Origin of the sequence: Afipia sp. DC4300-2b1, from assembly GCF_049895725.1 — a bacterium.
Taxonomy (GTDB): domain Bacteria; phylum Pseudomonadota; class Alphaproteobacteria; order Rhizobiales; family Xanthobacteraceae; genus Afipia; species Afipia broomeae.
On the sequence record NZ_JAFCSX010000001.1, the window covers coordinates 369,103 to 395,297 of the forward strand.

General features: G+C 63.1%; 24 protein-coding genes. 13 read left to right on the forward strand and 11 right to left on the reverse strand.

What is annotated here, in order from left to right:
* Nucleotides 1-2: 2 nt before the first annotated feature.
* Nucleotides 3-824, reverse strand: a complete 822-nt coding sequence (locus ACP7AL_RS01865; protein WP_006022220.1) for a 3'(2'),5'-bisphosphate nucleotidase CysQ — start codon at nt 822-824, stop codon at nt 3-5.
* Nucleotides 811-2,208, reverse strand: coding sequence for a TldD/PmbA family protein (locus ACP7AL_RS01870; RefSeq protein ID WP_425988210.1), 1,398 nt, complete (start codon nt 2,206-2,208; stop codon nt 811-813). The genes ACP7AL_RS01865 and ACP7AL_RS01870 overlap by 14 nt, the downstream gene beginning before the upstream one ends.
* A 295-nt stretch (nt 2,209-2,503) precedes the next feature.
* Between ACP7AL_RS01870 and ACP7AL_RS01875 the strand changes: the two genes are divergently transcribed.
* Nucleotides 2,504-3,034 (forward strand): DUF6101 family protein, encoded by a 531-nt coding sequence (locus ACP7AL_RS01875; RefSeq protein WP_006022222.1) that lies wholly within the window; start codon nt 2,504-2,506, stop codon nt 3,032-3,034.
* 3 nt (nt 3,035-3,037) lie between these two features.
* On the opposite strand, the gene ubiA is transcribed toward ACP7AL_RS01875, so the two are convergent.
* Both ubiA and ACP7AL_RS01885 read right to left on the reverse strand, forming a co-directional pair.
* Nucleotides 3,038-3,970 carry a 4-hydroxybenzoate octaprenyltransferase gene (gene ubiA / locus ACP7AL_RS01880; protein WP_425988214.1) on the reverse strand — a complete coding sequence of 311 codons (933 nt, stop codon included), beginning with the start codon at nt 3,968-3,970 and terminating at the stop codon, nt 3,038-3,040.
* Nucleotides 3,971-3,986: 16 nt separating this feature from the next.
* The gene (locus ACP7AL_RS01885; RefSeq protein ID WP_006022225.1) at nt 3,987-4,697 is read right to left on the reverse strand and encodes a hypothetical protein; all 711 of its coding nucleotides are present in this window, start codon (nt 4,695-4,697) and stop codon (nt 3,987-3,989) included.
* Nucleotides 4,698-4,876: 179 nt separating this feature from the next.
* On the opposite strand from ACP7AL_RS01885, the gene ACP7AL_RS01890 reads away from it, so the two are divergent.
* From ACP7AL_RS01890 to ACP7AL_RS01915, 6 genes are all read left to right on the forward strand, one after another.
* Nucleotides 4,877-5,623 carry a 16S rRNA (uracil(1498)-N(3))-methyltransferase gene (locus ACP7AL_RS01890; RefSeq protein ID WP_425988217.1) on the forward strand — a complete coding sequence of 249 codons (747 nt, stop codon included), beginning with the start codon at nt 4,877-4,879 and terminating at the stop codon, nt 5,621-5,623.
* A gap of 133 nt (nt 5,624-5,756) precedes the next feature.
* On the forward strand, nt 5,757-6,899 hold the full coding sequence (locus tag ACP7AL_RS01895) for an ATP phosphoribosyltransferase regulatory subunit (RefSeq protein ID WP_425988220.1): 1,143 nt from the start codon (nt 5,757-5,759) through the stop codon (nt 6,897-6,899).
* Nucleotides 6,896-7,873, forward strand: a complete 978-nt coding sequence (gene hisG / locus ACP7AL_RS01900) for an ATP phosphoribosyltransferase (protein WP_425988222.1) — start codon at nt 6,896-6,898, stop codon at nt 7,871-7,873. The genes ACP7AL_RS01895 and hisG overlap by 4 nt, the downstream gene beginning before the upstream one ends.
* 133 nt (nt 7,874-8,006) lie before the next feature.
* The gene (locus tag ACP7AL_RS01905) at nt 8,007-9,053 is read left to right on the forward strand and encodes a glycosyltransferase family 2 protein (RefSeq protein ID WP_041712864.1); all 1,047 of its coding nucleotides are present in this window, start codon (nt 8,007-8,009) and stop codon (nt 9,051-9,053) included.
* Nucleotides 9,050-9,907: a ChbG/HpnK family deacetylase gene (locus tag ACP7AL_RS01910; RefSeq protein ID WP_425988225.1), complete on the forward strand. Its 858-nt coding sequence runs from the start codon at nt 9,050-9,052 to the stop codon at nt 9,905-9,907. Before ACP7AL_RS01905 ends, ACP7AL_RS01910 begins: the two co-directional genes overlap by 4 nt.
* 242 nt (nt 9,908-10,149) lie before the next feature.
* The gene (locus ACP7AL_RS01915) at nt 10,150-10,944 is read left to right on the forward strand and encodes a DUF2076 domain-containing protein (protein ID WP_425988227.1); all 795 of its coding nucleotides are present in this window, start codon (nt 10,150-10,152) and stop codon (nt 10,942-10,944) included.
* A gap of 71 nt (nt 10,945-11,015) precedes the next feature.
* Here ACP7AL_RS01915 and ACP7AL_RS01920 read toward each other — a convergent pair whose 3' ends face one another.
* Nucleotides 11,016-11,831 (reverse strand): L,D-transpeptidase, encoded by an 816-nt coding sequence (locus ACP7AL_RS01920; RefSeq protein WP_425988229.1) that lies wholly within the window; start codon nt 11,829-11,831, stop codon nt 11,016-11,018.
* 287 nt (nt 11,832-12,118) lie between these two features.
* Here ACP7AL_RS01920 and ACP7AL_RS01925 point away from each other — a divergent pair, with 287 nt between their 5' ends.
* Nucleotides 12,119-12,889 carry a protein phosphatase CheZ gene (locus ACP7AL_RS01925; RefSeq protein WP_425988232.1) on the forward strand — a complete coding sequence of 257 codons (771 nt, stop codon included), beginning with the start codon at nt 12,119-12,121 and terminating at the stop codon, nt 12,887-12,889.
* A gap of 54 nt (nt 12,890-12,943) precedes the next feature.
* Here ACP7AL_RS01925 and ACP7AL_RS01930 read toward each other — a convergent pair whose 3' ends face one another.
* The gene (locus tag ACP7AL_RS01930) at nt 12,944-14,140 is read right to left on the reverse strand and encodes an MFS transporter (protein WP_425988234.1); all 1,197 of its coding nucleotides are present in this window, start codon (nt 14,138-14,140) and stop codon (nt 12,944-12,946) included.
* Nucleotides 14,141-14,199: 59 nt separating this feature from the next.
* Complete coding sequence (locus ACP7AL_RS01935; RefSeq protein ID WP_425988237.1) at nt 14,200-14,736, reverse strand: hypothetical protein; 537 nt, start codon at nt 14,734-14,736, stop codon at nt 14,200-14,202.
* Nucleotides 14,737-15,056: 320 nt separating this feature from the next.
* Between ACP7AL_RS01935 and groES the strand changes: the two genes are divergently transcribed.
* The 4 genes from groES (at nt 15,057) to ACP7AL_RS01955 (ending at nt 20,112) form a co-directional block, all read left to right on the forward strand.
* Complete coding sequence (gene groES, locus ACP7AL_RS01940; RefSeq protein WP_006022237.1) at nt 15,057-15,353, forward strand: co-chaperone GroES; 297 nt, start codon at nt 15,057-15,059, stop codon at nt 15,351-15,353.
* A gap of 171 nt (nt 15,354-15,524) precedes the next feature.
* Nucleotides 15,525-17,177, forward strand: coding sequence for a chaperonin GroEL (gene groL, locus ACP7AL_RS01945; RefSeq protein ID WP_024919853.1), 1,653 nt, complete (start codon nt 15,525-15,527; stop codon nt 17,175-17,177).
* A 152-nt stretch (nt 17,178-17,329) separates the two neighbouring features.
* The gene (locus ACP7AL_RS01950) at nt 17,330-18,532 is read left to right on the forward strand and encodes a hypothetical protein (protein ID WP_425988240.1); all 1,203 of its coding nucleotides are present in this window, start codon (nt 17,330-17,332) and stop codon (nt 18,530-18,532) included.
* Between the two features lie 35 nt (nt 18,533-18,567).
* Nucleotides 18,568-20,112 (forward strand): phytoene desaturase family protein, encoded by a 1,545-nt coding sequence (locus tag ACP7AL_RS01955; protein ID WP_425988243.1) that lies wholly within the window; start codon nt 18,568-18,570, stop codon nt 20,110-20,112.
* 7 nt (nt 20,113-20,119) lie between these two features.
* On the opposite strand, the gene ACP7AL_RS01960 is transcribed toward ACP7AL_RS01955, so the two are convergent.
* Nucleotides 20,120-20,518 carry an META domain-containing protein gene (locus ACP7AL_RS01960; RefSeq protein ID WP_006022241.1) on the reverse strand — a complete coding sequence of 133 codons (399 nt, stop codon included), beginning with the start codon at nt 20,516-20,518 and terminating at the stop codon, nt 20,120-20,122.
* Between the two features lie 167 nt (nt 20,519-20,685).
* Entirely contained in the window at nt 20,686-22,350 is a 1,665-nt protein-coding gene (locus ACP7AL_RS01965; protein ID WP_425988246.1) for an L-lactate permease, read from the reverse strand.
* Between the two features lie 301 nt (nt 22,351-22,651).
* Between ACP7AL_RS01965 and ACP7AL_RS01970 the strand changes: the two genes are divergently transcribed.
* Nucleotides 22,652-24,397 (forward strand): ABC transporter ATP-binding protein/permease, encoded by a 1,746-nt coding sequence (locus ACP7AL_RS01970; protein WP_425988248.1) that lies wholly within the window; start codon nt 22,652-22,654, stop codon nt 24,395-24,397.
* On the opposite strand, the gene ACP7AL_RS01975 is transcribed toward ACP7AL_RS01970, so the two are convergent.
* Together ACP7AL_RS01975 and ACP7AL_RS01980 are read right to left on the reverse strand one after the other, a co-directional pair.
* The gene (locus ACP7AL_RS01975) at nt 24,394-24,906 is read right to left on the reverse strand and encodes an HPP family protein (RefSeq protein ID WP_425988250.1); all 513 of its coding nucleotides are present in this window, start codon (nt 24,904-24,906) and stop codon (nt 24,394-24,396) included. The two genes, ACP7AL_RS01970 and ACP7AL_RS01975, sit on opposite strands and share 4 nt — an antisense overlap.
* Before the next feature lie 97 nt (nt 24,907-25,003).
* The gene (locus ACP7AL_RS01980) at nt 25,004-26,020 is read right to left on the reverse strand and encodes a TorF family putative porin (protein WP_425988252.1); all 1,017 of its coding nucleotides are present in this window, start codon (nt 26,018-26,020) and stop codon (nt 25,004-25,006) included.
* Nucleotides 26,021-26,195: the final 175 nt, after the last annotated feature.

Sequence of the window (26,195 nt, forward strand, 5' to 3'; positions counted from 1 at the left end):
AATCACCACGGAATCGGGTTTTCCCGAAAATGTTTCACGATATGCGCGTGCCGCGCATGCCCCGCCGCCACCAGCAACCCGTGACGAACGTCGGTCTGATTGTAAACCAGACGTTCTCCGGCCAGTGAGGTCATTTCCCCGCCCGCTTCGTGCACGATTAAATCGGCCGCGGCAAGGTCCCAGTCACGGCTATGCCCGGCGGCAAATGCGGCATCAAGCCGCCCATCTGCCACCCGCACCAGCCGCAAGGCGAGAGATCCGATTCTCGGATGAAGAGTTTCGCCCTCGCGCATGCCGCCGAGACGCTCAACCAGGGGTTTGGGCCCCGCAATCTTCGGAAAATCGATCGCGGCGCCGGGCGCGGCTGTTATCCGCGCTCCGTTCAGCACGGCGCCCCGCCCGCGCGTTGCGAAAAAGAACTCATTACTCGCGGGTGCGAAGACCGCGCCGAGCAGCGGCGATCCGTCTGCAACCAGCGCGATAGAGACCGACCAGTCGTCCTGCTTCGCGAGATAGGCGCGGGTGCCATCGATGGGATCGACGATCCATGTCAGCGATTTGCCGAGCCGCGACGGATCGTCGGCGCTTTCCTCAGAGAGCCATCCGTAATCCGGCGTCGCGGAACGCAACCGCGTCTCGATCAGGTCGTTGACCGCGATGTCGGCCTCGGACACCGGCGACGACTTGCCCTTGATCCAGGTTTTCAACTCGGTGCGAAACAGATCGAGCGCCAGCGCACCGGCTTCGCGAACCACGCCAGCGAGGAGTTCAGCGTCGCGCGTCAGGGCGGTATCGCTGATCATATCGGAATCAGCGACCGGCAATCGTCAGTTCCCCCACGCGCACGGTCGGTGCGTTGACGCCGTACTTGAACGCAAGGTCGTTGGCGGGAACCATCGATTTGAAAATATCCAGCAGGTGACCCGCGATGGTCACTTCGCTCACCGCATATGTCAGTTGGCCGTTCTCGATCCAGAAACCGGCAGCGCCACGGCTGTAGTCGCCGGTCACGCCGTTGACGCCGGATCCGATCAGGTCGGTGACATAGAAACCTTCCTTGATATCGGCGATCAGCTCAGCGGGCGAAAGCTGACCGGCCTCAAGGTGAAGATTGTACGGTCCGGGCGAGGGCGACGACGAGACACCGCGATGGGCGTGCCCCGTGGTCGCCAGGCCCAGTTCGCGCGCGGTCGCGGAATCCAGCAGCCATGTCGTCAACACACCGTCGTCGATAATGGCCTGTTTCCTGGTCGCTACGCCTTCGGAGTCGAAGGCCTGCGACCGCATCCCGCGCACGCGCAGCGGATCGTCGATAATGCGAATTCCTTTGTCGAACAACTGCTGACCGAGACGATCCTTCAGAAAACTCGTCTTGCGGGTGATCGATGTCCCGTTCACCGCGCCGACCAGATGACCCACCAGCGAATTCGAGACACGCGGGTCGAACACCACCGGCGCCTTGCAGGTGGCGACCTTGCGCGGATTGAGCCGCGCCACGGTGCGCTCGCCCGCACGCTGCCCGACGCTTGCCGGCGATTCGAGATCGGAGCCGTGGATCGCCGACGTGAAATCGTAGTCGCGCTCCATGCCGGTGCCTTCACCCGCAATCGCCACCGTCGAGATGCTTTGGCTCGAACGCAGATAGGATCCGTGAAACCCGGTCGAGGTCACAAGTACCATGCCGCCGATTCCCGCGGAAGCAGAGGCGCCGCCGGACTTCGACACGCCCTTGACTCCAAGTGCCGCCGCTTCCGCTTCCAGCGCACGCCGCTCCAATTCGTCCACAGAGGGCACCTGCGGATCGAGCAGATCGAGATCGGGAAACTGCTTCGCCAGCAGCGACGGATCGGCGAGACCGACGTACTCGTCGTCGGGCGCGACCCGCGCCATCGCAACCGCGCGCTCGGCCAGCCTTGCAACATCGCCGCCGATGTCGCTGGTTGAAACCACTGCCTGCCGCTTGCCGACAAACACGCGCAAGCCGACGTCGTCGCCTTCCGACCGTTCCGATTCCTCGACCTTGCCGTCACGAACCTCAATGCTCTGCGCTACGCCGCGCACTGCGATGGCATCCGCCGAGTCAGCGCCCGCACGCTTCGCCGCTTCCACGAGACGCTGTGCCAGATCGCTCAACGCGGTCTGATCGAGCAATCCGGATGTCGTTGATTTCGGTGATGGCGACAATGATGCGTTTGGTGAAGAGTTCACAAACAATTTCCCGAGGCTTGGATACGAATGCAACACATCATGAGATGTGCCTGTTTTACGCGGACTTCAAGCGTTTTCGAGGCCCGTAAGGCAGATATTTCACGTGAGGCGAACATCGGATTCGGGGCACTGGCAAGGTCTCGTCAATCATCCGCGCCAACGTCTCGTCAATCATGAGAACTGAAGCAAACACAGTGAGAGACGATTAACCAGCCTTCTTAAGCGGATTCGGACGCGGCTCTGGCATGCTCCTCCCATCGACCGGGAACATAATTCCGGCGTGGGAGATAAAGCCGTGAGGCGTCAATTCGGAGTCGGCGGGGTGCAACCCGTCGGGTCGAGCTGCATGTTGCAGCTCGACCCCCATTCTTTGCCGGTCAGCTTTGAAGCGCGCGATGGCCGCGCCGATGGCGGCGTCAGGCATATCGAAATCAATCGCGAACGCGTCACCGTGCGCCGTGCCGTCGGCGGCATCCGCATGGCGATCAATGTCCGCGTCAGCGAATTTCTCGGCATCGCCTGCCGCGAAACCAACGACGGACGCGCGCTGGTTCTGGTTCACAGCGATCCATCCTTGTCGGTGCCGCTGCTGGTCACCGCGGACGATCTGCATCTGGATATGGCCTGGCAGATGTGGGGCGATCTGTTTGCCTTGCCGCAGATCGAAGACGAAACGGGCGACACCCGGGAGCCCGCGCCGCGTCGCCGCCGCCGCAACATCATCAAGGATCGCCGTCCGAAGTTTCTCGTGCGCCGCAAGGCGGGCCGCCCTGCGATGGAGCAATCCATTCATCGCGGCGAACGCGAGATCATCGCACGTCACTGAAATCTACAAACTTCGCAGTACGGCGTCGGCGAGCAATCCGGCGAACAGCAGCAATCCCGCGTTCCGGTTCGATTTGAACAGCCGCAGGCATAGCGCCGAGTCATCGATCCGGATGGTCCGCACCTGCCAGACCAGATGCGCGGCGAACGCCGCCAGTCCGATCCACGCGAGCCATTGCGAGCCGCCGCGCCACAGCGCGACGCCGATCAGCACGACAGCAATGCTGTAGAAAATCGTCAGCGCGAGCTGCGTCCGTTCCCCAAACAGCAGCGCCGTCGACTTGATGCCGATCAGCACATCGTCCTCGGTGTCCTGATGCGCATAGATCGTGTCGTAGGCGATCACCCACGCGATCGAGCCTGCGTAGAGAAAAAGCGCCGTGGCATCGATCCGCGCCAGGATGACCGCAAATCCCATCAGCGCGCCCCATGAGAACGCGAGACCCAGAAACACCTGCGGCCAGTAGGTGACCCGCTTCATGAAGGGATAGATCGCAACCACCACGAGCGAGCCGATGCCGGTGAGGATCGCAAAGCCGTTGAACTGCAGCAGCACCGCGAGCCCGGTCAGCGCCTGCAGCACGAGAAAGGCTGCGGCCTGCCGGACCGTCACCTGTCCGGCCGGAATCGGCCGCGACCGGGTGCGCTCAACCTGTGCGTCGAGCTTGCGATCGGTGATGTCGTTCCAGGTGCATCCCGCGCCGCGCATGACCACCGCGCCGATGAAGAACAGCACGATAACCAGCGGCAGCCCGCGCACGTCATGCGCGATGCCCGCGGCCAGCGCGGCCGACCACCAGCAAGGCATCAGCAGCAGCCACCAGCCGATCGGACGGTCGAAGCGCGAGAGCCGGAGATAAGGCCGCGCCCAGAGCGGCGCATGGGTATCGACCCAGTTGGCGGTCGAGTCGGCGACGGGGGCTGCGGCGTTGCTCATCGCAACCCTTCTCGGATCAGCGGGTCAGGACGTTGCCGTTCAGCGTATCGAAAGTGCTGCCGCCACGCTTGGACGGCTTGGCCTCGGGCAACGTTGCGGAGCCGAGCGCTTCGCTCAGGCTCGGGCCCGCAGGTCCTGCCTGCTGCTGCTGCGCCGCTGAACAAACCCGCTGCTGAAGCTGGGTGTAATTGGCATGCCCCTTCTTCATCTGCTCACCGACCTGAGGAGGGATGCCGCATTTCTGCGCGTTGGCATCGACGAACTTGATCATCTTCGCATCGGCCTGCACGAAATTCCCGATCAGCTTGCAGGCTTCCTGCGGCGTTGCCTTACGCTTGCCGGCGGCCTGAACAAGCTTGCCCTTGGCTTCCACATCCGCGCGCAGCGGCAGGAAGCCCTTTTGACACTCTTCCGCGCCCGGCGGCGGACCGGCCTGTTGCTGGGGTGGCCCGCCGAAACCGCCGCCGCCAACGGGCGGAGCACCGGTACTAAAAGCGCTCGGCGACGGCTGCGGTCCGACCGGCGCAGCGGTTGCACCGTTGACGGGCGGAAATGGCGATGTGGCGGGTGCGCTGTTCACCGGAGGAAACGGCGATGCATTGCTCGCTGGAGCCGGTGCGGCCTGTCCTGGCAGCGGTGCCGGAAAGGCGCCCTGTGCGCGGACATCCGCAGCATGCAGGACGAAGGTGGCGGCAGCCAGCAATGCGATAGAACGGTAGGCGGTCACGGATTTTCCTCCGGCGGGTTCCAATGCGGATTTGCCACCACAGCGAAGGTGGCTTTTACGATTCTCGCCGCCCCTTAACAACCCGCTGAATCTGGCAGCAGCGCGGCGGCTCGTCATGCAAACGGCTGCCAATCCTGAATCATTCGGCTAGAAGTCTGAAAAATGAATGGATTGGCGTAATGCCCAAACTCGATTTCCGCAGCCCGCGGCTTTTTGTCGATGCACCGCTTGCGGCCGGTACCGGTCTCGCGCTCGACCGCGATCAAACCAACTATCTCGGCAATGTGCTGCGGCTCGCCGCAGGCGATACCGTCCTGATGTTCAACGGCCGCGACGGCGAGTGGCAGGCTACTCTCGCAGGCCGCAAACGGCCGGACCGCGCGGAGATCGTCAGCCAGACCCGGCCACAGGACGGCCTGCCCGATCTGCATTACGTGTTCGCCCCGCTGAAGCACGCGCGGCTCGACTACATGGTGCAAAAAGCCATTGAAATGGGGGTTTCGGCGCTGCGGCCGGTGACAACCCGGTTTACCCAGGCAAGCCGCGTCAACGTCGAGCGGATGCGCGCCAATGTCATCGAGGCCGCCGAGCAGTGCGGCATTCTCAGCCTCGCCGAGGTGCACGACCCCGAACCGCTCGAGCGCTGGCTCGGCGCGCGTAATGAAGCGCGGCTGCTGGTGTTCTGCGATGAAGACGCTCCGACGGCCAACCCCGCCGCCGCCCTCGCACAGGCGGGCAACGGCGGCGCCAGCGGTATCGATGTGCTGATCGGACCCGAAGGCGGGTTCGCGGAAGAGGAACGCGCGCTTCTCCTCAAGCAGCCCCGCCTGGTGCAACTGTCGCTGGGTCCCCGGATTCTGCGCGCCGATACCGCTGCGGTCGCGGCGCTCGCCGTGGTACAGACCGCGCTCGGCGACTGGGGCTAACCAGATGCACGCTGAGGTTGCATTCCGGAAGACCTCTCATTAAGCCCTTTTCCGGATCGTCGTCGAAACCCGGGTATTCCCGTGTTAAGGGACTGCCGATTCAAGCCTTTTACATCTCGTTGGATACCGAAGAATGAGCCAGACCAGTGCCGCAACCGCGACCGGGTCCGCCGCACGGGCGGAGGCCTTGCTGCAGACATTTGCGCGGGCTGGCTACACCCATGCGCGCCCGCCGATCCTGCAACCGGCGGAGCCGTTTCTCGATCTGTCCGGCGAAGACATCCGAAAGAGCCTCTATCTGACCACCGACGCCAGCGGCGAGGAACTGTGCCTGCGGCCGGACCTCACCATTCCGGTGGCGCGAGACTACCTCGCCTCATCGCGCGCGGGCTCGCCGGCGGGGTTTTACTATCTCGGTCCGGTGTTCCGGTATCGCGGCGGAGCGGCCAGCGAATTCAACCAGGCCGGCGTGGAATCCTTCGGCCGTCAGGATCGCGCGTCTGCCGACGCCGAAATGCTGGCGCTCGGTCTTGAAGCCGCCGCAGCGTTCGGCGTGACCGGCGTAGATATCCGCACCGGCGACGTCGCCTTGTTCGCCGCACTGATCGACGCGCTCGACCTGTATCCGGTGTGGAAGCGGCGGCTGATCAAGGATTTCAACCGCAAGATTTCGCTCGCGCAGGATCTCCAGCGCCTGACGCTGGAAACCGGCAAGACCCGCAATGAATATGAAGGCGTTCTGGCCGCGCTCGCCGGCTCCGACCGCAAGGCGGCGCTGGCGCTGGTCACCGACCTGATGTCGATCGCAGGTACCAGCAATGTCGGCGGCCGCACGGTGTCGGAAATCGCCGACCGCTTTCTCGAGCAGTCCACACTGAAGGGCGGCGCATTGCCGCTTCATGCGCTGCAACTGATCGAGCGTTTTCTCGGCATCGCCGGCGAGCCGGATGACGCGGCGGCTCAACTGCGCACGCTCGCGGCAGACGCGAAGCTCGATCTGGGCGCCGCCATCGACCAGTTTGAAAGCCGCACCGGCTTCATGGCTGCGCGCGGCATCGATACCAAGGCGATCCGCTTCTCCACGGCATTCGGCCGCGGCCTCGACTACTACACCGGCTTTGAATTCGAGCTGCACGCCAAAGGCGGCGGCTCGGAGCCGCTGGTCGGGGGCGGACGCTATGACGGGCTGCTGACCCGGCTCGGTGCGCGCGAGCCGATCCCGGCCGTGGGATTCTCGATCTGGATTGAAGCGCTTTCGCAGGGGAGCGCCGCATGAGCACGCCATTCGTTGTCGCCGTCCCGTCCAAGGGACGTCTCCAGGAAAACGCCGAAGCCTTCTTTGCGCAGGCGAACCTGACGCTCTCGAAACCGCGCGGCTCGCGCGAGTATCGCGGCACCATGTCCTGCCTCGCCAATGTCGAGATCGCCTATCTCTCGGCGAGCGAGATTGCGGCACAGCTCGCGCGCGGCGCGGTGCACATGGGAATTACCGGCGAGGATCTGATCCGCGAGAACATTCACAACGCCGACAAGCGCGTCATGCTGATCGAGAGTCTCGGCTTCGGCAGTGCCAATGTCGTTGTGGCCGTGCCGCAGGCGTGGATCGACGTTCGCACCATGGCGGACCTCGACGATGTCGCGACCTCGTTCCGCGCCCAGCACAATCACCGCATGCGGGTGGCGACCAAATACATCAATCTGACGCGCAATTTCTTCGCCAGCCACGGCGTGGTCGATTACCGCATTGTGGAAAGCGCCGGTGCCACCGAAGGCGCGCCCGCGGCGGGAACGGCTGAGCTGATCGTCGATATCACCACGACCGGCGCAACGCTCGCCGCCAACGGGCTGAAGGTGCTCGACGACGGTGTCATGCTGCGCAGCCACGCCAACCTCGTCGCCTCGCGCGATGCCGACTGGTCGGACAGCGCGCGGGAAACCGCGCGGGTTATCCTCGATCACATCGCGGCCAGCGCCCGCGCCCGTAAATACAAGGAAGTCCGCACCCGCTTCGCGGCCTGCAACGACGCCCTGCTCGCCGAGGCCCACAGCCGGTTCGGCGTGGTGTCGCCGTTCGGCGGCCCGACCTCATCGGGCATGGTGACGCTGCACTGTCCGCCGACGCAGCTCTATGCGCTCAGCAGCTTCCTGCGCGACCATGGCGCCGAGACGGTGTCGATCGCATCGCTGGAATATGTGTTCGACCGCGACAATCCGCTTTTCGCCAAACTCCAGACATTCCTGGGACAATAAGGTTCGGAGATTGCGGCGGCGCACGCTGCCGACACACCGTGGCGACAGCACCCGGCAACTACCATATGATACTTGAAGGCGCGTGATGCCGGATGACATCATGCTCCCGAGGGATGCTGAGGAAACCAACCCGATGACGCCGAGCGCCGATGTCTCGAACCTGTCAGGCAGCAGCCGAACTACGGCTGCGCAAGGCCTTTCGATCGTGGTGCCCGCCTTCAACGAAGCGGCAGGTCTGGCGCGGCTGCACGAGCGTCTCTGCGCCCTCGCCGCCGCGCTCAAGCAGAAGTACGGACTTGCCTGCGAAGTCGTCTATGTCGACGACGGCTCGACCGACACGACGTTGAGCATCGCGCGCGGGCTGCCGCCGACCGCTCTCGACGTGCAGGTGGTGTCGCTGTCGCGCAATTTCGGCAAGGAAGCGGCGCTGATGGCCGGGCTCGATCATGCCCGGCGCGGCGCGGTGCTGTTCATGGACGGCGACGGCCAGCACGCGCCGGAACTGGTGGAGCGGCTGGTCAGCCACTGGATCGATGACGGCTATGACGTTGTCTATACTGCGAAGGCGCATCGCGACAATGAATCGGTCCTGCGGCGGATGGGCGTGCGCACCTTCTACGCGCTGATCAACTGGGGCTCGCGGCAGAAAATTCCCGAGGACGCCGGCGACTTCCGCCTGCTGTCGCCGCGAGCGGCGGCCGCGCTGCGACAGCTTCCCGAGCGCAATCGCTTCTTCAAGGGCCTCGCAACATGGATCGGCTTCAAGCAGATTCGCGTCGACTATGAACCCGAAGCGCGCGCGCATGGCGTCACCAGCTTCAGTCCCGGCCGCCTGCTCGGTCTGTCCATCGAGGGACTGACATCGTTCTCGGTTGCGCCGCTGCGCGTGGCGAGCCTGCTCGGGCTGCTGCTCGCGTTCGTCGCGTTCCTGTTCGGCCTGTCGATACTTTGGGAAACGATTATCGACGGCAAGTCGGTCCCCGGCTATCCCTCGCTGGTGGTCGGCCTGATGACCATCGGCGGCGTGCAGCTCATCATGATCGGCGTGGTCGGCGAATACATCGGCAAGATCCTGTCCGAGATCAAGGCGCGGCCGATCTATTTCGTCGCGGAGCACAGCGTGAAGAGCGCCGACACGTCTGCTGCCGCCGACAAGACACCGCAGACCGCGGCTGAATGAGCGTGAGTTCGCCGCCGCGCCACATCTGGTTGTGCGCCGACGACTACGGCATGAGTCCCGGCGTCAATCGTGCAATCCGTGATCTGATCGTTCAGAAACGGATCAACGCCACCTCCGTCATGGTGGTCGGCGCCGCCGTGGATCGCACCGAGATCGAAGCCCTGACGCAGGCGGTTGCGGCCAATCCCGACTGCGCGATCGGATTGCACGCGACGCTGACTGCGCCGTTTCATCCGCTGACCATGCACTTCAACCCTGTCAATGGCGGACAGTTTCTGCCCCTCGGCAGGCTGCTGCGCGCGAGCCTGCTACGGCGGCTCGACCCGGAAATCATTCAGGCCGAACTGCTGGCTCAGATCGCCGCCTTCAGACAAATGTTCGGCCGCGCGCCGGATTACGTCGACGGACACCAGCACGTGCAACTGTTTCCGCAAATTCGCGATGCGTTTCTCGTCGCGGTAAAAGAGGCTGCGCCCGGCGCATGGGTCCGCCAATGCGGCCGCTCATTGCCGCTGGCGCAGCGGCTCGACAGCCCAAAGGCGCTGCTGCTCGATGTGCTGAGCGAAACGTTTCGCAAGAAGAGCGCGCGCGCTGGCATCGCCTTCAATCCGGGATTTTCCGGCGCGTATGACATGGTCCGTGGCCGCGAATTCGCCGACGCGATGAAAGGCTTTCTCGACGGTCTTCCCGACCGCGGCCTGGTGATGTGCCATCCCGGCTTCGTCGACGAAACGCTTGTCAGCCTCGATGACGTCACGCATCAGCGCGAACGCGAATTCGCGTTTCTGAGCAGCGACGATTTCCCCCGCCTGCTGGCGGCAAACAACGTGACGCTGGAACCGCCGTCATCCTGAGGAGCGGCGCAACGCGCCGCGTCTCGAAGGGCGACAGCGACATTCGGACAATCATCCTTCGAGGCTGGCCGCGGACGCGGCTCGCACCTCAGGATGACGAGGTTCAATGTGGTCCTTACGGCTTTTTGTCGCACCGCAAGCGCCAACTTTCCTAAATTTAATTCACGCCGGGACTTACCCCGACACAATGCAACGTTACATCTTTCCGCGCATTCGCATGCCGGATGCTTGAGGAGGGAATCATGACACCGCAGGAACGCCAACTGGTTGACGATCTGTTCGACCGCCTCGCCAAGGTCGAGAATTCACCGCGCGAGCCGGACGCGGAGGCCGCAATCATGCAGGGTTTGCGCCGCGCGCCGAATGCTGTCTACGCCCTCGTGCAAACCGTGCTGGTGCAGGACGAAGCGCTCAAACGCGCCGAGGCCCGCATCCAGGAACTCGAGGGCGGCGCGCAGCAACCGCAGCCCTCCGGCGGATTTCTCGATTCGATGCGCGATGCGATTCTCGGCCCCGGCCAGGGACGCGGTTCCGTACCGAGCGTTCGTCCCGGTGACGGCACGCAGCGCGGTCCAGTCTGGAACAGCGGTCAGGCGCTCAATCAGGCCGACGCCCGCATGGGCGGCGACCCGCGCATGAACGATCCGCGGATGAATGATCCAAGGGCCGGCAATCCCGGCGGCGGGATGTTCGGCGGAGGCGGCGGCTCGTTTCTCGGAACGGCGGCGGCAACCGCGGCCGGCGTGATCGGCGGATCGATGCTGATGAACAGCATGCGCGGCATGATGGGCGGCGGCAGCCAGCAGAGCTTCGGCAGCAGCGCTGACTCCGGCGGCAGCAAGATGCCATGGAGCAACGATCAGTCCTCGGGCAGCCTCGCACGCGACGCCGGACTCAACGACGTCGGCAAGAGCGGCAACGACAGCCAGCGCCAGAGTTCCTACGATCAGGCGCAGGCGGACGCCGATCAGGACCAGGATCAGGACGACGACGAGGATTACGACGACTTCGATGACGGCGACAGCGATTACGCCTGATTGAACTCGCAGCCAGACAAACGAAAACGGCCGCTGAAACAGCGGCCGTTTTTTTGCGGGTCCGGTTTTGCTCAGATCACGATGACCTTGGTGCCGACATTCACCCGGCCGTAAAGGTCGATCACGTCTTCATTGCGCATCCGGATGCAGCCCGACGACACCGCGGTGCCGATGGTCCATGGTTCGTTCGAGCCGTGAATGCGGTACAGCGTCGAGCCGAGATACATTGCGCGGGCGCCGAGCGGATTTTCCGGACCGCCTTCCATGTGGCGCGGCAGATCAGGACGGCGCTTGAGCATTTCCGGCGGCGGCGTCCATGCCGGCCACTCCTTCTTTGCCGAGATCGTCTTCACGCCCGACCACTCGAAGCCGGGCTTGCCGACACCGATGCCATAGCGCAGCGCCTTGCCGCCGCCCTGCACCAGATAGAGAAACTTGTTCGGCGTATCGATCACCAGCGTTCCCGGCGCATGCCGGCCATCGTACGCGACGACCTGCTTTTCGAATTTCGGGTCCATGCCTGGACGGCCCGGTTCGATGCCGACGTCGCCCTGCCGCATCTCATAACGATATTGCGGGTCCATCGGCGGCAAGCCGCCGCGCGAGGGCATCTGCTCATAGCGCTGTTCGTAGCGCGGCGCCTGATAGTTCGGATCGCCCGACTGTCCGCCGCTGAAAAGAAACTCGATCAATCCGCCGCCCATGTTGGAACTGGATCGTTCGTTATAGGCGACGCGGATCGGCATCGGAGGCGTTGAGGTCGGCTGCGCGTAAATCACGCGCGGCTCGGGGACAGGCATATCGTCATCGTATGCGAAAGCCTGCATTGGACTGGCGCCGAAACACACCGCGCCGGCGACAAGCGCGAGGGAAGTTTTTCTGAACATCGACGTACTCTGCACTGTTTCGTCGTTGACGCGCGGACGGCGCGCCTGAACACGAACATTTAAGGTTAAAAGCGCGTCGGTTTGGTAAACAAAACCGGCTTTTGGATTCACCACGTCAGCACCGGCAGCGTGTTCTTCGCGACAGCGTTTATTTTCGATAAACGCGCGCCCGCATGGTTAACCGTTGGTATGCGCCATCGGATACTTCGTTGAAGCAACAGTTCCATGCGAAACCTCGCGTTAAATTACGCCGGGTTACAAACGCCTCATCAGGGATGGGGAAACCAATGGCCGTTCAGCGTAAACGATTCCGTATTGAAACGATTCAGTCCGGCAGCATGCCGATAATCGATCACCATGAGAGCGAGATTATTCCGCATCATCATCAGATCATGAGCGAGCTGCGCGCCATTCGCGCGCAAATGGCATCGCATCACCGCGGCCCGGTCGCGGAGCAGGATGAAAATCCGTCAACTCACGAACTGACCGAAGCCCAGCAACTGCTCGGAAGCTACCGCGCGCAGATCGAACAGTGCGAGAAGCTGAAGGTCGAACTCGATCTCATTCACGATGCCATCAACCGCACCAAGCAGGAAATCGCCGTGCTTCACGGCAAGAGCTTCAGCGGCGACGAAATGGCGAAGGTCACCGGCGAACTGGGCGCCGTCGTCGGCGGCACCGAGGAAGCCACCCAGCAGATCCTTGAAGCCGCCGAGGCGATCGATCAGGCCGCAAGCGCGCTTGGCAAGACAATGTCGCCGGATCAGCAGATCCAGCTCAGCGAGGAAATCCAGGATCGCGTCGTCGGCATTTTCGAGGCGTGCAACTTCCAGGACCTCACCGGCCAGCGTATCAGCAAGGTGATGAACACGATGAAATTCATCGAGCATCACATCAACGTCATGATGGAGATCTGGGGCGGCGTCGACGCCATCAAGCAGCACGCGCCCGCCATCATCGACACCCGCGTCGGCGATGCCCGTCTGCTGAACGGCCCGAAGAGCGCGGATGAAGAAGGCCACGTTTCGCAGGACGACATCGACGCGCTGTTCAACTAACGCGGTCGATATCTCGGATTCGAAACCCGGAGGCCTGCCTCCGGGTTTTTTCGTTCAGGATGGCCGCCGAAGCAGCACGAAACACGCCAGTGCGAGCAACGCCACGCCGATCAGCAGCTCCAGCGCCACCTGCCCCGACCAGCGATCGATCACATAGGCCAGCGCGAACGGCGACAGCGCCTGACAGATTTGCGCCGGGCGCGCGATCCGGCCCACCACGCGACCATAACCGACCGCTCCGAACAATGTCAGCGGCAACGCCCCGCGCGCGATGGTCACGACGCCGTTGGCGGCGCCGAACATCAGCGCAAACACCGTTGCAACGACAGGCGAAATCCCGGCCGCGACAAGCAGAATGAACGCACACGCCATCAGCGCCATCGCGATCCGCACCAGCCAGAGTGGATGCAGCCTGCCGCCTGACATGAAGTCCGCGATGCGCGTCAGGACTTGCGCAGGCCCGAACAGCGCCCCGATCGTCACCGCGGTGCCTGCATCGATACCGCCCCGCTGCAGGATCGTCAGCAAATGCGCAAGCGTTCCCGATTGCATGATGGCATGGGCCGCGAACCCCGCAGCGACCAGAAGGAACGGCATGCCGATCGATGGGATGATGGCCGCGGTTTTGACGGGGGCAGCGCCCTCCGCCACCGGCGGCGGCGCATAGATGGCATTGCGCGGCAGCGCGAACGCATAGAGCGGCGCGACAATGAAGGCCATCACGCCGGCGAATACGAAATAAACGCTGCGCCAGCCGCCATGGGCGATCAGCATCTGGGTTGCCGGCCATGAAAACGTCGAGGCAAGACCGCCGACGAATGTCACCAGCGTGATCGCTCGCCGCGACGACGCGCCGAAAATACGCGTCAGGGCGGTGAACGCAGGATCGTAAAGGGTGCAGGCCATCGCGATGCCAAGCAGCACCCAGCCTGCGAGATAGAGCCAATATTGATCGGCGAGCGGCAGGATCAGGAGGCCGAGCGCGCCGATCAGCGCTCCAGCCGCCATCACGTAGTGGCCGCCGTGCCGCTCCACCAGATGACAACTGAAAGGCGAGGTCAGCCCCGAGACGCCAAGCCCGATTGAAAATCCAAGAAGCGCCTGCGCCAGCGACCAGCCATGGGCCGCCGCGATGTGGGGCATCGTCAGCCCGGGCGGGTAGAACAGCGCGCCCCAGCCCAGGACCTGTGTGATGCAAAGAACGATGACGGCGCGGCTGGGCCCGGAGCTAAATACCTTGGGCCCGGCCATTGCGCTTGCACTTCCCTGACGTCGCGAATTATCCGTCCGCCGGCGTCAGGCCTCTTGTCTCAGGCCCGCGGTGCGCAGCGAACATACACCATGGTTCCATAACGGCTGGAGGCATCCTTGTCGATGAAACGCGTCATCAGCACCCGTCCGTCGAACGAGACGATCTCGCGGTCCTTCTCGCCGCCGACCGGACCGGCCGGACCGATATAGTTCTTGCCGCTCTGGCTGCCTTTCAGGCGCAATTCCTGCGGCGTGGCTTCGTCCGGCAGATGCATGATGACACCGCCGGTGGCGCCTTGACCGATCACGTAGGGATTCTTGCACTGGCCCCGCGCCGCGGCTTCGGTTCGGGCACGATCTTCCGGCTTGTGGAACGAGGCGAGACCCCAGCGGCCGACAATTTCATCGGCCCGGATGGTGGCCGGCACATCGGGAGCGACGCCCGGTTCCTGCACGGTCGGCTGCGATCCGCCGCCGAAGCCGCTGAACCCACCGAAACCACCGCCACCGCAGGCACCGAGAAAGCCCGACAATAACGAAATGGCTGTCAACGTAACGATTCTGGAGCCTTTGGTACGCTCACTCACTGTGGTCATGGTGTCTCCCGGCAAGAACACTTGGCTGCCTGCCAGACCGACAGACCCGCCGTCACACTGCGTGAGCTGACCCCCGTCAATACGCAGCGTTCCCCTTTATGGTTTCCAGATCATCCTATATTGGCCTCACCAAGGCCTTAAGAGCCTTGCTTGACAGGATCGATACCAACCCATATTCCCGACCCCGTCATTAGCACTCTTGGAGCGCGATTGCTAAGGGCAAGGCTTCGTCCCCTCAAGGGGTTAGCCGAGCCCATTATCCACGGCCCGCGCCCCGCCGCACGTCAAATCTTACCTAACCAACGCCCAAAGGACATCCGATGGCCAAGACAACTTTTCGCCCGCTGCATGATCGTGTCGTCGTCAAGCGTATCGACGCCGAAGAGAAGACCAAAGGTGGCATCATCATTCCTGACAGCGCCAAGGAAAAGCCTTCGCAGGGTCAGGTCGTCGCCGTCGGCCCCGGTGGCCGCGACGAAGCCGGCAAATTGATCCCGATCGATCTGAAGGCCGGCGATACGGTGCTGTTCGGCAAGTGGTCCGGCACCGAAGTGAAGCTCGACGGTGAGGAACTCCTCATCATGAAAGAGTCCGACATCATGGGCGTGCTGAAGTAACGCACGTTTGCACGCTGTCATGGCCGGGCGTAGCCGTTCGAAGAACGGCGTTCTGGAAAACGCCTATGTCCCGGCCATCCCGACAAGATGAGCACCGCGCCTGATTGACCGGGATCACCCGGACAACCCCGGTGATGACATCATTCGACATCTCAATTTGGAGGAATCCCCATGGCTGCCAAGGACGTAAAATTTTCCGGAGACGCGCGCGACCGCATGCTGCGCGGCGTCGATACCCTCGCCAACGCCGTCAAGGTGACGCTGGGCCCGAAGGGCCGCAACGTCGTGATCGACAAGAGCTTCGGCGCACCGCGCATCACCAAGGACGGCGTCACCGTCGCCAAGGAAATCGAGCTTGAGGACAAGTTCGAGAACATGGGCGCGCAGATGCTGCGCGAAGTCGCCAGCAAGACCAACGACACCGCAGGCGACGGCACCACCACCGCCACCGTGCTCGCCCAGGCGATCGTCCGTGAAGGCGCCAAGTCGGTTGCCGCCGGCATGAACCCAATGGATCTGAAGCGCGGCATCGACATCGCCGTGACTGCAGTCGTGAAGGACATCGAGAAGCGCGCCAAGCCGGTCGCCTCCTCCGCCGAGATCGCGCAGGTCGGCACCATTTCGGCCAACGGCGACTCCACCATCGGCTCGATGATCGCCAAGGCGATGCAGAAGGTCGGCAACGAGGGCGTCATCACGGTTGAAGAAGCCAAGTCGCTCGACACCGAAGTCGACATCGTCGAGGGCATGCAGTTCGACCGCGGCTATCTCTCGCCGTACTTCGTGACCAACCCCGAGAAGATGACCGCCGAACTGGAAGACGCTTACGTGCTGCTGCACGAGAAGAAGCTGTCCGGCCTCCAGGCCATGCTGCCCGTGCTCGAAGCCGTGGTGCAGACCGGCAAGCCGCTGCTGATCGTCGCCGAAGACATCGAAGGCGAAGCTCTCGCAACACTGGTGGTCAACCGTCTGCGCGGCGGCCTCAAGGTCGCAGCCGTCAAGGCGCCGGGCTTCGGCGATCGCCGCAAGGCGATGCTGGAAGACATCGCGATCCTGACCGGCGGCCAGCTGATCTCGGACGATCTCGGCATGAAGCTCGAAAGCGTGACCCTGAAGATGCTCGGCCGCGCCAAGAAGGTCGTGATCGACAAGGAAAACACCACCATCGTCAACGGCGCCGGCAAGAAGGCCGACATCGAGGCGCGCGTGAACCAGATCAAGGCGCAGGTCGAGGAAACCACCTCGGACTACGACCGCGAGAAGCTTCAGGAGCGTCTGGCCAAGCTCGCCGGCGGCGTCGCGATCATTCGAGTCGGCGGCGCGACCGAGATCGAAGTGAAGGAAAAGAAGGACCGCGTCGAGGACGCGCTCAACGCAACCCGCGCGGCCGTTCAGGAAGGTATCGTTCCGGGCGGCGGCACCGCGCTGCTGCGCGCCAAGAAGGCCGTCGGCCGGATCAACAATGACAACTCCGACGTGCAGGCCGGCATCAACATCGTGCTGAAGGCGCTGGAAGCTCCGATCCGCCAGATCGCCGAGAACGCCGGGGTCGAAGGTTCCATCGTTGTCGGCAAGATCCTCGACAACAAGACCGAGACCTTCGGCTTCGACGCGCAGAACGAAGAGTATGTCGACATGGTCGCCAAGGGCATCATCGATCCGGCCAAGGTGGTTCGCACCGCCCTGCAGGACGCGGCCTCGGTCGCCGGTCTCCTCGTCACCACCGAAGCGATGGTCGCCGACGTGCCGAAGGAAGCAGCACCGGCAATGCCGGGCGGCGGCGGAATGGGTGGCATGGGCGGAATGGGCGGCATGGGCTTCTAAGCCGGGCCGTACGCCTCGACGACATCATCAAAGGCCGCCTGCGGGCGGCCTTTTTTATTGGCTCATATTCAAGAATCACCGCGACAATCCGTCCGGGTTTTGAGATTGTCCGCCGTCTCCACACTCGCCATCCCGATTCAGGATCGAAACTCATGCGCGCATTGATGATTGGCTGCACCCTCGCCCTGGTGGGAGCAGGACCATGGCCGGCAGCCCAGGCTCAGACCGCCAAGGATGCGAAAGCCGCGCCGGCCGCGAGCGAGGTCCGCTATTTCAATGCACTCGGTGATCTGCTTGGCGACCTGCCGGTCGATGCGTTCATCAAGGAGACGCGTCAGGGCGGCAAGCTCGTCGCATCGACACTCGACGTTTGCTACTCCGTCTCCACGGCCTCGGACCGGAAGGACCGCTTTGTCATCGACCTGAAGGTGGAAGGCGAGAAGCTCTCCGGCAGCGGACAGAGCATCGAAAGCAAAACCCCGGTCACCGTCAGCCTGACCCGCAAGGGCAGCAAATCCGTTTCGTTCGACGGCAAGATCACGGTGGGCAGCCATCTCACCTCGGTATCGTCACCGGACAACGCCGATGTCGACGAAAAGGAATTCCAGCAGTCGCAGGTGGTCGACGACGATCTCAGCGAGACGCCGAAGGACTTCACGCAGGTCTCGCCGCAATCGGTGGCCGTCCGGGTGAAGCGTGAAAATTTCGCGCCGCTCGTCAAGAGTCTGAAAGGCCAGAACGTCCAGATCGCACTCGACAGCATCGCCACCGACTGCAACGCGCTGCGCTCGGGCCATCAGGTGTTGCGCCTGTTCGTCGATCCCGCCCGTGCACCGGCTCTGATCGCGAACCTGAAGGCAGTTCCCGGCGTGGTCGCTGCGGGCTGGACTTCCGGTACTTACGATATGGAGCGCGCGGTCCGTTTCCCCGCCGGCGACTGGAGCGAGGGCGGCAAACTGAACCGCGACAAATTCACGGCGGCTCTCACCGCCCTGGCCGCGAAAGTCATGTCCGCAAAACCTGCGACGTCGACATGGAACGAGGCCACCGGCGAACTCACCTTCACGCTGAAGCGTCCGAGCCAGCTGGCTCCCGCGCTGGAACTGACCGAGACGCTGGAAATCACCGCGCTGGTCAGCCCGGACAAGCCGGGCGGCTCGGATCGTCTGATCGTCTGGCTCGGCGTTCCCTCCAGCAAAACCACCGACGAGACGGCAGCGCCTCAGTTGCAGTTCTCCGAGGATTCCGGCGGCGAGGAAGAAAGCACATTCAACGACGACGATGGAATGATCAAAGCCATCGCGGCCGAACTGAAGGGCCAGCGCTGGGACACCGACAAGGCATCATGGAAATAGCCCGCAGTCCCGTCGGTCACAGGATTCGATAGCGCATGGCGCGCTACGACGCCGTCATCATTGGCGCAGGCCTCGGCGGCCTGACCACCGGCGCGATCCTTGCGCGCGCGGGCCGCAAGGTGCTCGTGATCGAGCGCAGCAATTCCGTCGGCGGCGCTGCCTCCAGCTACAAGGTCGGCGACCTGTTTGTCGAAGGCTCATTGCACGAGACCAGCGATCCGCACGATCCGCGCGACCCCAAGCACGATCCACTGACGCGCGCAGGCGTGCTCGACGCCGTGACATGGATTCCATCAGGTACATTCTATGAGGCGCGCGGCGGACCGGTCGGTGCGCCGCTGACCCTGCCCGACAATTTCGATGCCGCCCGGCGTGCACTGGTCGAGCGGTTTCCCGAGGCCCAGGGCGGCATCGACCGCCTGCTCGGCGAAATGGAGCAGATCGCATCCGCAGCGAGCATGCTGTCGCGCGGTGCCGGCGCATTCAAATCCCCATCGCAGACATTCGGCGCATTGCGAAACCTGCTGCCCTCGATCCGGGACTGGAATCTGTCACTGTCGCAGAAACTTGACCGCGTCTTCGGAGCCAACGAAGCGGTCAAGGCGGCGGTCGCCGCCAACCTGTCCTACTACCACGACGATCCGGCCACGACCTGGTGGTTGTTCTTCGCCGCCGCACAGGGCAGCTACCTGCTCAGCGGCGGGCGCTATGTGCAGGGTGGATCGCAGCGCCTCTCCAGCGCGCTGGCGCGCGCCATCAAGGCGGCGGGGAGTGATGCGATCCTGCGGCGGACCGCCAGCAGCATCGGTGCCGATCCCGATGGCCGTATCGTGAGCGTCACCCACACAGCCAGGGACGGCAGCGATCCGCAGACCGTGGAGACCACACGTGTCGTCGGCAACGCTGCGCCCGAAACGCTGGCCGAATTGCTGCCCCAAGCCAGTGGCGCGAAGCTCACCGCAGCCTATGGCGATCGCCAGCGCTCGATCTCGCTGTTCATGCTCACGCTCGGCCTGTCAAAGCCGCCGCGCGAGGTCGGTGTCAGCAGCTATTCGACCCAGTTGCTGCCCGGCTGGATGACCAGCCTGAACGATTATGCGCAGGCGACCGCGCTGATGGCTGACGAGCCTCTTGAGCGGATGCCGCCGCTCGCCATCGTCGACTACGCCGCGATCGAGTCAGGCGTGCCAGCGCCGCCCTACGTTCTGTCCATCGTCGGCCCCGACCGGCTGTCGAACTGGACCGGCGGCGATCAGGACAGCTACCGCGCCAAGCGCGCGCGCTGGCAGGATGCGATCGTGGCCTATCTGGAGGAGCACTATCCCGGACTGACGCAAGCCACCATCGCGTCGACGTTCAACACTGCACTGTCGGTGCAGCAGTATCTCGGCGCGCCGCAGGGCGCTGTTTATGGATTCGCCCCGGTGACGCCGCGCTCGCTGTCCAGCGCCTTGCGGCAAACACCCGCCACGCCAGTGCCGGGACTGTATCTGGCCTCGGCCTATGCTGGGTTTGGCGGTTATACCGGCGTGATCCAGTCGGCCGGCGCCTGCGCCGACATGATCCTGCGCGAGCGCTAGAGCGCGCTCAGTTCGTGCTGATGCGGAATCGCAGTGTCGCGGCTCCGATGAACGAGACGAAATCGCCCTGCCGTTTCCATGTGGCGGCGGCACCCAGCGCATTCAGCAACGCGTCATCAAGCTGCGCACGCTCCGGCGTGCAGCCGCGGTCTTCCATCGTCCCCGGCACGAAGATGACGGTGTCGTTCGCCACCGAGAACTGCCCCTTGCCGGATTTGCACCACAGATCGAGCTGCGCCTCGCCGTTGTCGCCAATCTCAAGCGTCGGAATTTTCTTCGATCCCGGCTGCGGACGCGCCTCGAGAGTCATTTCCGCTCCGAACGGAAACTCGCTCGCCGCATGAGCCTGACCGATGACGCCGATGGCAAAAGCAAGACCGGCGAGAGCGTGTCGCAGAACCGTCATGGATGACCTCACGAGTTTCAAACCGCGCGCGGTTCTAGACGTTCAGGACTGCTTTTTCCAGTGTGCGCGCTGCTCAAATTGACGCGCAGAACGCGGACGGAAAGGCCAAAAAAAATCCCCGCGGCTTGCGCCGCGGGGATGCTTTCGCGCGTTACGGCAGCGATGGTTTACTTCAATACCATCTCCGTGAACGGATAGACGTAGGCCTGCAAGGTCACAAGGACACCAACGAGACACGCCAGCACGATCGAGTGCCAGAACACGTAACGCAGGATCGATCCTTCGTGGCCGTACCAGTTGGTCGCGGTGGAAGCCACCACGATGGACTGGGCGTCGATCATCTTGCCCATCACGCCGCCGGACGAGTTCGCCGCAGCCATCAGGATCGGCGACAGGCCGAGCTGTTCCGATGTGATCTTCTGCAGGTTGCCGAACAGCACGTTCGAGGCGGTGTCGGAACCGGTCAGTGCCACACCCAGCCAGCCCAGCAATGTACCGAAGAACGGATACAGCACGCCGGTCGCAGCGAAAGCCAGACCGAGCGTCGCATCAACGCCAGACAGGCGCGTCAACGTGCCGATCGCCAGCATCGCCGAGATCGTGATCAGCGAGATCGCGCAGACCTTGATGGTACGGCCATATTCGCCGATCAGCTTGGCGGGTGAGAAGCCCATCAGGATGCCGGAGATGATCGCCGCAATCAGCATGCCCGTTCCGGTGAACGACAGATAGGTGAACGAGAACACGGCACCTTCCGGCGTCGGCTTCGCGGCCACCGGCGGCACCTTGTTGATCATGTTGTGCAGATCGGGAACGGGATAGTTCCAGGTGAAGATCGAGTTCGCCCAGGTTTTGAACGCCCCGTTGCCCCAGATCAGCATCACGATGCAGACGATGATCCACGGCAGCATCGCACTCCAGAGCTGGGACTGCGTCAGCGGCGTGGTATCCAGCGGCTTGGTCGGCGCCATGGTCGCGGCCGAATCGTCGTTGCCGCGAAGTGCCGGCGACGTCCACAGCACCTTCGGCTGCCAGACCTTCAGGAACAGGATGAGAGCGCCCATCGAGATCAGTGACGCGCCGATATCGACGATCCATGGATTGATGTAGTTCGAGATCACGAACTGCGGGATCGCGAACGAGACCGCGGTGACCAGAATGGCCGGCCACACCTGCATCATGCCGCGCCATCCGGCGAAGGCCCAGATCACCCAGAACGGCACCAGCAGCGAGAAGAACGGCAACTGCCGTCCGACCATCGCACCGAGGACATAGGGATCGAAGCCAGTCACCGACGCGAGGCCCTGGATCGGTGTGCCGAGCGCGCCGTAAGCGACCGGCGCGGTGTTGGCGATCAGGGACAGACCCGAAGCGGCCAGCGGCGAGAAGCCGAGCCCGATCAGGACCGCGCCGGTGATCGCCACCGGTGTGCCGAAGCCGGATGCGCCTTCAAAGAAGGCGCCGAACGAGAAAGCGATCAGCAGCAACTGAATGCGCCGGTCGGTGGTGACGCCGCCAATTGCCCGCTGCAACAGTTCGAAACGACCGGTCTCGACCGTGATCCGGTAGAGGAAGATGACGTTGAGTACGATCCAGCCGATCGGGAAGAATCCGACGACGACGCCGAGCAATGACGCACGGATCGACATCCCGGCCGGCATGGTGAAAATGACAATCGTGATGATGTTGGCGACGATCAGCGCGATGATCGCAGCGATATGCGCCTTGACCTTGCCGCTGGCGATCAGCACCAGAAGCGTGACAACGGGGATCGCGGCCGCGATCGTCGACAGCGCGGCATTCCCCAGCGGATTATAGATTTGATTCCACATTACAGTTTCCTCCCCACGTTATTGTTGGCGACGCCTGACCAGAGCGTGGTTGGTCAACGCGTCTGCATGCCGGAGAGCACAACCATGTGATGAAAACCGTGAGCGCGGGCCGAGGCCCCAAAACGCTCACAATGCCAAATGAAACGGGCTCCCCAGCCCTTTCGCCGTCCGCGGCATGCTAGAGTGATTGCCGCACAATGGACAAGATGTCGCAGGAAGGGGATTTTGCGACTTTCGTCTAGTGCTTGAAAATTCCCAATACTTTTCAGGGCCTTGCCGCCCACCTCAGGAGAAAAAATCTGTGAATGGGATCGGCTCGACCCTCAAGACGGTGTGGCGGATTGCAGCACCCTACTTCCGCTCCGACGACAAATGGGCGGGCATTGCCCTGCTGACCGCGGTGATCGTGATCGAACTCGCGACCGTCGGCATCAACGTCCTGCTGAACTCGTGGAACAACCGTTTCTACAACGCGCTCCAGGAGCGCAACTGGGACAGCTTCGTCTCCGAGATCATCTACTTCACGGTGATCGTCACGATCTTCATCATCATCGCGGTGTACCAGCTCTACCTCAATCAGTGGCTGCAGATCCGCTGGCGCAAATGGATGACCGAACGCTACCTGGGCGAATGGCTCAGCGACGCCAACCATTACCGAATGCAGCTCCAGGGCGACGCCGCCGACAACCCCGACCAGCGCCTTACCGATGACGTCAAGCTGTTCGTCGACCGCACTTTGAACATCGGCATCGGGCTGTTGAACTCGGTCGTCACGCTGGCGTCGTTCGTGGTGATCCTCTGGACCTTGTCGAGCGCAGCGCCGCTGCACCTGTTCGGCAGGGACATCGACATTCCGGGCTACATGGTCTGGGGCGCACTGATCTACGCTGCCCTCGGCACGTGGCTGACCCACCTGATCGGCTGGCCGCTGGTCGGACTGGATTTCAGGCAGCAGAAATACGAGGCGGATTTCCGCTTCAACCTCGTGCGCGTCCGCGAGAATTCCGAACAGATCGCCCTGCTCGATGGCGATGCCGCCGAACGCCAGCGCCTGCTGACGCGGTTCGGTGCGGTGGTCGAGAACTGGCTCGGGATCATGAGCCGCACCAAGAAGGTGACGGCATTCACCGCGAGCTATTCTCAGGCCTCGGTGATCTTTCCTTACATCCTGGTCGCGCCGGCATACTTTGCGGGCAAGATGCAGCTCGGCGGCATGATGCAGACCGCATCCGCCTTCGGCAGTGTGCAGGGCGCGTTGTCGTTCTTCATTTCGACCTATCGTTCGCTGGCTGAGTGGCAGGCCGTGGTCGCCCGTCTCAATGGCTTCGAGGCCGGGATCGACGCAGCGAAGGCGCTCGCGGTGAGCCCCAACTCGATTCAGCCTGTCGCAGCACAGGGCGCGGACGTCATTGCCCTCGACCACCTGCTGCTCACTTTGCCGAACGGCAAGCCGCTGGTGCAGGCCTCCGGCTTCAGGCTGACAAGCGGTGAGCGCACGCTGGTCACCGGCCCCTCCGGCTCGGGAAAATCGACGCTGTTCCGCGCCATCGCGGGGATCTGGCCGTTCGGCAAGGGCGCGATCTCGATCCCGAAGGGCGCGTCACTGATGATGCTGCCGCAGCGGCCTTATTTCCCGGTCGGCTCGCTGGCGTCGGCGATCACCTATCCCTCCCGGGATAATACCTACAGCACGGCACAACTGGCCGATGTTCTGAAACTCGTCGGGCTTCCTGATCTCGCCACGCGGCTTGACGAGGAAGGACACTGGAACAGGACGCTGTCGCTCGGCGAACAGCAGCGGCTCGGCATCGCACGCGCGCTTTTGCACACGCCGCAATATCTGTTCCTCGATGAAGCCACGGCGTCGCTGGATGAGCCGTCCGAAGAACAGCTCTATCGGCTGATCGTGGAAAAGCTGCCGCAAACCACGATCATATCGATCGGGCATCGCAAGACCCTCGAGGCTTTCCACCAGCGCGAAGTGTCACTGGTCCGTTCCGGGGAGCAGTTCACGCTCGGCGAAGGCGAGCGGGTCGCGACTGTTTAGAACCAATGCTCCGGCCACTGCTGGCGCCGGACCCAGCGATGCCAGACGCATGCGAACGCCGCGAGCAGCAATGCTCCGGCGAGAACCGGGGCAACGATGAATGTCCACGGCAAATTGAGCGACACCACAAGCAGCGGATTGATCCCGGCCGGCGGATGAAACGTGCCGGTGAGGAACATCGCCAGGACCGCGAGACCGACCGCAAGGGCTGCCGCCCATGGCTGGGGCCCCGTCGCATGCACCACCATCAGCCCGACCAGGGTCGCCACCAGATGACCTCCGATCAATGCGCGGGGCTGCGCCGGCACAGCATCCGGTGAACCGATCACAAGCACGATCGATGTCGCGAACGGAATGACGGCCAGCGGATAACTCAGCCTGGCCGCCAGGAATTCCATGACGCCGATCGCCAGCGCGGAGCCGAGGCCCGCGATAACTCCAGCCCTCAGTCTGCGCTGTCCCGCTTCATCGAGAAATCCGGACGATCTGTCTCGCCAACTCCTGCTCACGACCCACCTGCTCATCACTGAACAAAAAGAAAAGGGCGGCAGATTTCTCTGCCGCCCTTAGATCCTTCAGATGAAGGAGATTACTTCAGAGCGCCAATTACTTCAGGGCGCCAAGGGTCACGTCAGCCGAGAGCTTGGCGATGAACTGATCGCCGCACCACTTGGAGCCGAAACCACCCGGGTTGATCGCGCTGAACGAACCGGTCTGCTGGGCGGTGTAGTCGCTGGTGAAAGCGTTACAGCCAGCCTTCGACAGGTCGGTGCCCGAGTAGCGGAGGTCGAGGGTGAACACCTTGTAGGTGAAGCCCACGCCGACGTTCCAGGTGTTGTAGTCGTCGTACTTGATGCCGTTCGGGAACGGACCAGCGAAGCCGGGAGCCGCGAAGGTGGTTCCGTAGAAGGCGTCAGACGTTCCGAGCCACTGGCGGCCGAATTCACCCGACACATAGGCGCCGATGCCCGAGGTGCCGAACAGGGTGCTCGGCGCGGTGAGCTTGGCGGTGATCGAGGCGTAGGTGCCGTCAGCACCGGTGTTCAGGAAGTTCGGCGAGTAGAACACGTTGCCGCCCATCGCGAAGTAGTCGTTAAAGGTGTAGTTCACCTTGCCGTAGACTTCGTAGAAGCTGACGTCCTTCTTCATCACGTTGAAGGCCGGGCCCGCGAGATTAGCGTTTGCGTCTGGACAAACAGTCGTTCCAGGAGCGCCGCCGTTATCGAAGCACTGTCCGCCTGGATAGAGGTAGCCCCAGACACCGAAGTCGAACGCGAAAGCGCCGAAGGTCGGGCGGATACCGGCGTAGACGTCGATTTCAGCAGCGGCGCGATTGGTGAAGGAAATGCTCTCACCGGCGACACCGGCGTAGAGCTGCAGGTTCGGGTTGATGTTGTAGCGCGGCTCGAAGTAGGCGGCGACCGAAGCGTTCTTGTTCGACTGGGTGATACCGCGGAACACGTAGTTGCTCATGATCGACGCGCCGAAGGCGACGTCCCAGGGCGACACGACCTCAACCGGCGGCGCCTTCTTGTAGACCTTGCCCAGATCGGCAGCCGACGCCGAACCCAGACCCATCGCAGCGACCGTAACTGCTGCGATCGACAAACTTACTTTCTTCATGACGATCCCCATCATCGTTTACAATTCAGTCCGATTGCCGAAGGTCCGAGAGACAAGCGTTAATCGACTGCGCGAATTCGTTTCGTGTCATCAATGTGATGGGCAATGCCTTTTGCGTGAAGCAAAAAACCCAAGCAACTGCCGACTTTTTAGGCGTTTCAGGGCTTCAGGATGA